This window comes from Holdemanella porci (assembly GCF_009696075.1).
GTDB classification, from domain to species: domain Bacteria; phylum Bacillota_I; class Bacilli_A; order Erysipelotrichales; family Erysipelotrichaceae; genus Holdemanella; species Holdemanella porci.
On sequence record NZ_VUMR01000099.1, the window covers coordinates 1 to 2,689 of the forward strand.

The window sequence follows — 2,689 nt, forward strand, 5'->3', positions numbered from 1 at the left end:
TTAAATATTTTGAAGTTCTTGTCATAAGTGTAGTCTCTCTTTCGTTTACACCTATACAATAAATCTTAAATAGACATCATTAATGTCAGTTATATTAACAAATCACCAATGTATCTGTTAAGCCTTTTATTTATAAGGAGAGTGATGAAAAGTGTTAGCTGACTGGCGGTGGTACAAAGAATAAATAATTAGGAGGTAAAAGAGAATGTATAAAAAATTATTAGCATGTGGATTGGCTTTATTGATGTGTGGATGTAGCGCAAAAGCTGCAGGTAATGATCAAGTGTTGACAGTTGGGTTGAGTTCAGAAATGAACGGAACTTTTTCGCCCATGTATTACCAAACGACAAATGATTCTTATGTCGTTGATTTGGTTTATCAAGGGTTGTTGAAATACAACAAAAAAGGAGAGTTAGTTGCAGATTTGGCTAAGTCCTTACCTGAAATGAGCGAAGATGGCAAGACAATGACTTTTAAATTAAAGAAGGGAATTCAATTTAGTGATGGATCCAAATTTACTTCAAAAGATGTGCAGACAACATTTACCGTTATGGCTGATCCAAGCTATACAGGTCGTTTTGCGAACAACGTTGATTTTTTAGATGGTTATAGTGAATATCATGATGCAGATGCATCTAGCTTTACTGGAGTTGAAACACCAGATAACTATACAGTCGTTTTCCATTTGGATAAGCCTAGAATTGATGCGGTTTCTACACTTGGAACACAGAAGATTTGTAGTTCAGAATATTTAAATTATAAAAAAGGAAAAACAGAAAGTATTGAAAAGAAGAATAGCAAGCCAATTGGAACGGGTGCTTATGTATTAAAGAAGTTTGAGAAGACAAGTGGTGCTAGTTTAGTTTCAAACTCAAAGTTTAAGGCGAAAAAAGGACAGTATCAAATTTCTAAGATCATGATCAAAAAGACAGATACTTCAACAGAAGTCAAAGAATTGGAAAATGGAACAGTGGATTATATTCCAGATGTGATTGAGGCAAATAAAATTAAATCTGCACAAAAGAATAAGAGTTTATCTGTTGATTCTTATCCAAGTGATCGTGAAAGTTTTATTATCTTTAACTCTTATGAGGGAGCTTGTAGTGATGTAGCGGTAAGAAAAGCAATCGGATATGGATTTAATGCGCAAGAATATATTGATAATTACTATCAAATTGATGGTATGGCTTATAAGCCTGGTACTTTTGGAAATCCTGTTTCTTTAAATAATGGAAAAATGATTCGTAATGAAGAAAAAGTGGATGGTGTCACTTATTATGATTATGATGTTGAAAAGGCCAATCAAATCTTAGAGGATGCAGGATATACATTGGCAGATGATGGATATCGTTATAAAGATGGAGAAAAATTAACGATTCGTTTCTTGGCGAATAAGGATAAGGATTCTTTGGATTCTTTAATTCCGGTTTTACAGAAATGTTTAAATGCGATTGGCATTGATTTTAAAGCCAATACAGTTGAATTTAATACAGTCATCAATACTGTGCAGGATGATGCTCAAACAGATAGTTGGGATGCAACATATCTAGGTTTCTCTTATGGCTCACCAGACGATACAGGCATTAACTTTATCTTAAGAACGGGAGCCACAAATAACTTTGGTCGTTTGAGTGATGAACAACTAGATACGTATTTAGATGCCGGTATGTATACTTCAGATAATGAAGTGTCTAAAGAGAATTATCATAATGCTTTAGTTCACCAAAGTGAACTATGTGGTTATTTGCCTGTAGATTCAACTAAAACGTATTGTTTAAGAAATAAGAATATCAAAGGAATGCATACAACATCTATTTATAATTGGGCTCAATCCATTGCGACGGCGTATATTTTGACGTACTCTCATCATTAAAATGACGAGATTCTCTTTCTCACAATGCGAGAAATGTAGCATCGCAAAGCTTTCAGCATGGTTCTAGACCTTGCATATAGTCTTTGCATAACTCTTGTTTTTTGAGCATTTCCAATCCTGGTGGACTGTACTTTGTATACTCATACTGCATCCAGCAGGGCTTACGCCTAAGACCTAACTGGATGAGGGAGTCTTTATGCTAGAATCCAAAGCATGATTTCATTGTGCGTCCACATTTTTTTAGATTTAGAATCAATGTATCCTGCATCTTGACAAAGTGTGGAAAGTCAAGATGACAGGCTTTAAAATCAGGTGCAGTCAATGTATCGTCAGTATGACAAATTAAGAAGGCGGAATACAAATCTCTTTGTACTTTACATCCTTCAATCGTTTTAAATCTTTCACTTAAAGTAGGTTTGATGTATTCACCTGTATCATGGTGAAGTTGAGAAGCACGATATTGATGAATATCTATTTCGTAGTATGGAATTCCATACTGTGTTGCCTTTGTTTTTAAATCGGCCTGCATAAGACCTGGAGAACGGTTCTTGATGGAGTGTCCATAACGTTTCTTACGTTTGTATTTACGCACCATTTTCAAAGAACCGTCTTTTTGTTTAATAGCCGTTGCCCCTTCTTTACGCTCTGTCTTCTTTGATTTCTTTTGAAGAGCCTTGAAGTTCATTGGTTCAAGGATGAATTCGCTTGTGTTCTGAACGACTCTGTTGATAAAGGTATGATGTGAAGTCTTGATATAAGCAGACTGTTTTCGATAGAGCACGCGTATCTGTCGTTTCAGACGTCTACACCTTCTCG

Annotated in this window: 1 protein-coding gene and 1 pseudogene; one reads left to right on the forward strand and one right to left on the reverse strand. The window is 35.2% G+C overall.

Going from position 1 to position 2,689, the window contains the following annotated elements; translation table 11 throughout:
- Positions 1 to 205 precede the first annotated feature (205 nt).
- Positions 206 to 1,873, forward strand: coding sequence for an ABC transporter substrate-binding protein (locus tag FYJ55_RS10415; RefSeq protein ID WP_154556766.1), 1,668 nt, complete (start codon positions 206 to 208; stop codon positions 1,871 to 1,873).
- Positions 1,874 to 2,072: 199 nt separating this feature from the next.
- On the opposite strand, the pseudogene FYJ55_RS10420 reads toward FYJ55_RS10415, so the two are convergent.
- Positions 2,073 to 2,689: pseudogene (locus FYJ55_RS10420) on the reverse strand (hypothetical protein); the annotation flags it as partial.